The following is a 3,462-nucleotide window of genomic DNA, read 5'->3' on the forward strand; positions in this document are numbered from 1 at the left end:
CAATCAGGTCTTCAGGTTTCTTGTAGTTGGTCAAGCAGGCTGTCCGCCAGCTTGACCAACTCAGGATCGGGCTTGGCCCGTTTGGTGCGTTTTACGTAGGTCATTTTTTCCTCTATGGTGGCAGTGTCCTGCCAAATGACCGTTTACACAAAACTAATTACACCCTCCATCGTCAGGCTTTGATTAAAAAACCCTCTGTGCTTAACCGCTCAGAGGGTTTTTGCTTTGCGTTCACATTTCATCAAATACATCAACTTACCTCAACAAGATCCCCAACAACCCAACAACCCAACAATATTCGCTTCAGCCACCCTCTCCACGACCTCAACAACCTACCGAAAATACACAACATCCACTATCCTTAGATCAATTTTGGTATTCCTGTAATAAAACCACTGTGTTTTTAACCAGTTGTCATGTATGATTCAGTGATTGATATTTAGGCCATACTGCGATGATAGGTCGTCTTTCAGGCATTCTGCTCGAAAAAAATCCCCCCCAACTGCTGATTGATTGCAATGGCGTCGGCTACGAAGTCGGGGTGCCGATGAGCACTTTCTATAACTTGCCGGCTCTTGGCGAAAAAGTTGCCTTGTTAACGCATCTGGCGATACGCGAAGATGCGCACGTTTTGTACGGTTTTGGCAGCGTAGAGGAGCGAAATGTCTTCAAACAGCTGATCAAGATCAGCGGTGTTGGTGCCCGTACGGCACTTTCCATCCTGTCTGGCATGTCTGTACAGGATTTGGCTCAGGCTGTCACTTTGCAGGAAGCTGGGCGACTGACTAGAGTCCCTGGCATCGGTAAGAAAACAGCAGAACGTTTGCTGCTGGAGTTGAAGGGCGAGTTGGGTGCCGATCTGGGGCCGGTAGGTAGTACGCATGGTAACGATGCTAGCGGAGATATCCTGAATGCGCTCGTTGCACTTGGCTATTCAGATAAGGAGGCCATGCTCGCGCTCAAACAATTGCCGACCGATGCGACGGTATCGGAGGGTATCAAGCTGGCACTGAAGGCGCTGTCGAAGTTATAGCGCCAGGACGCGGAATCGCTCTAGAAATCAGGAAGTTTTACTTTTATTGGGATAGCAAAGTTTTTCCTATATTTAATCGCCCGACTCTGACTACAATCCGATCATGAGTATCCAAACCGACGATTTCACAGAACAACGCATTATTGCGGCTACGCCGGCTTCACCTAACGAAGAGGCGATCGAACGTGCTTTGCGTCCCAAGCAACTCGATGAGTACGTTGGTCAGGAAAAGATACGTGACCAGTTACAGATATTCATCACTGCCGCACGACAGCGGCGCGAGGCGCTGGATCACACCCTGCTGTTTGGCCCGCCAGGCTTGGGCAAGACCACGCTGGCGCATATTATTGCACGCGAAATGGGTGTCAATTTGCGCCAGACATCAGGGCCGGTGCTTGAGCGCGCCGGTGATCTGGCGGCGTTGCTGACCAATCTTGAGGCGAACGACGTTTTGTTTATCGATGAAATTCACCGTTTGTCGCCGGTTGTGGAGGAAATTCTGTATCCGGCATTAGAGGATTATCAGATCGATATCATGATAGGTGAAGGGCCGGCAGCCAGGTCAGTGCGCCTGGATTTGCAGCCTTTTACGCTAGTTGGCGCTACCACGCGTGCGGGCATGCTGACCAATCCGCTACGTGATCGTTTCGGTATTGTCGCCCGGCTTGAGTTTTATACGCCGTCCCAGCTGAGCAAGATTGTTACCCGCAGTGCGTCATTGCTCGGCGCGCCGATTGTCGATGATGGGGCATTCGAAATTGCCAAGCGCAGCCGTGGTACGCCGCGTATTGCTAATCGTTTGTTGCGGCGAGTGCGCGATTATGCGGAAGTCAAAGGCAACGGTGAAATTACCAAGGCGATGGCCGATGCTGCGCTGGTAATGCTGGATGTCGATCCGGTTGGTTTCGACATCATGGACCGGAAGTTGCTGGAGGCGGTGTTGTTTAAGTTTGGTGGCGGCCCCGTTGGCCTGGATAATTTGGCGGCGGCTATTGGCGAAGAGCGTGACACGATCGAAGATGTGCTGGAGCCTTATCTGATTCAGCAGGGATATTTACAACGGACTCCGCGCGGTCGTATTGCGACACCAGCCGCGTACAGTCATTTCGGGGTCGCAGCGTCGCGGACCGGGACGAACGGCGAGTTGTGGGGGCAAAATTAATTCGCAGCCGGTGTCCGATGAGGCACAACACCAACCTGCAGAAATGCAAATCTGGGTAGACGCCGATGCTTGTCCGAACGTAATCAAAGAGATTCTTTACCGGGTTGCTGACCGGTTACAAATTCCGTTGATCCTGGTTGCCAATAAATTGTTGCGGGTGCCGCCATCGCGCTTCGTCAGGGCAGTGCAGGTGCCGTCAGGTTTTGATGTCGCAGATCGTGAAATAGTGCGCTTACTGCAAGCTGGTGATCTGGTGATTACCGCTGACATTCCATTGGCGGCTGATGTGCTGGAAAAGTGCGGCCATGCGCTGAACCTGCGTGGCGAGTTTTACACCAAGGACAATATCCAGCAACAATTGACGATGCGTAATTTTATGGATGAATTACGTGCCAGCGGAGTTGAAACAGGCGGTCCGGCTGCATTTAGCCAGAGCGATCGCCATTTGTTTGCATCACAGCTTGATCGTTTTTTACAAAAATATCGCCGCCGTTAAATTTTTCCGATGCCTCGCTATCTATCATTTTCATGGCGACAAGCATCAGGCTTCTCGGGTTATCGATATCGAAAGGGCGGATGTTTAAAAGGCAATAATTCGATGCTTGTATAAAAATTGAACGTCACAGACACTACGATAGTGTTCACTCATAGTGCGCAAATCAACCATGCTTATGTCCACCAAAGCTAACCGTTATGCCCATCAGCTTCTCGACGCCCGCGCTTGCACCACGCTGATGCCTTTGTTGTCAGATGCAGATGTTCTGTCACCGATGGATGGTTACGATATCGGCAAGCGTATTCTGGATGCCAGTATCGGCCAGGGCGCGACCTCGGTCGGCCGCAAGCTGGGATTCAGCAATCGGACCATCTGGAAAAAATATGGTGTTACCAAAGCCATTGAGGAACCTTTTTGGGCCCACGTATTTGATACGACGGTACGCTATGCAGAAGATAACCGCGGGATTCAAAGCCTGGAGGGTGCGCTGCAGCCGCGTATTGAACCGGAAGTGGTGTTTAGCCTCGGCACGACGCCATCGCCGTATGCGAGTATTGAAGAGTTGGCTGATTGTATCGAATGGATGGCCCATGCATTTGAAATTGCGGTGTGCCCATTTCTGAATTGGAAATTCGATGCGGTGGATGCGATTGCGAGGGTGTGCTGGATTTTGTGTAAACGGAATTTCGTTTAATTCGGCTTCATCCGTTCTTCAAACTGGATAGTGAAGCGGTTAAGTGCTCCCTTCCAGTCCCGCAATGGCATCGTCCA

General features: G+C 51.1%; 4 protein-coding genes. All 4 read left to right on the forward strand.

What is annotated here, in order from left to right; all coding sequences use genetic code 11:
- The first annotated feature begins 454 nt into the window (after positions 1-454).
- The 4 genes from ruvA to ACIQ0R_RS11965 all read left to right on the forward strand — a co-directional run bounded on the left by ruvA (position 455) and on the right by ACIQ0R_RS11965 (position 3,385).
- Positions 455-1,033 carry a Holliday junction branch migration protein RuvA gene (gene ruvA, locus ACIQ0R_RS11950; RefSeq protein ID WP_395827693.1) on the forward strand — a complete coding sequence of 193 codons (579 nt, stop codon included), beginning with the start codon at positions 455-457 and terminating at the stop codon, positions 1,031-1,033.
- Positions 1,034-1,136: 103 nt separating this feature from the next.
- On the forward strand, positions 1,137-2,195 hold the full coding sequence (gene ruvB, locus ACIQ0R_RS11955) for a Holliday junction branch migration DNA helicase RuvB (protein ID WP_395827696.1): 1,059 nt from the start codon (positions 1,137-1,139) through the stop codon (positions 2,193-2,195).
- A 43-nt stretch (positions 2,196-2,238) separates the two neighbouring features.
- Positions 2,239-2,691, forward strand: coding sequence for a YaiI/YqxD family protein (locus ACIQ0R_RS11960; RefSeq protein WP_395827699.1), 453 nt, complete (start codon positions 2,239-2,241; stop codon positions 2,689-2,691).
- A 175-nt stretch (positions 2,692-2,866) separates the two neighbouring features.
- A complete protein-coding gene (locus ACIQ0R_RS11965) occupies positions 2,867-3,385 on the forward strand; it encodes a hypothetical protein (protein ID WP_395827701.1) in 519 nt (172 codons plus the stop codon).
- Positions 3,386-3,462 lie beyond the last annotated feature (77 nt).

This window comes from Collimonas sp., from assembly GCF_044339385.1.
GTDB lineage: Bacteria > Pseudomonadota > Gammaproteobacteria > Burkholderiales > Burkholderiaceae_D > Collimonas.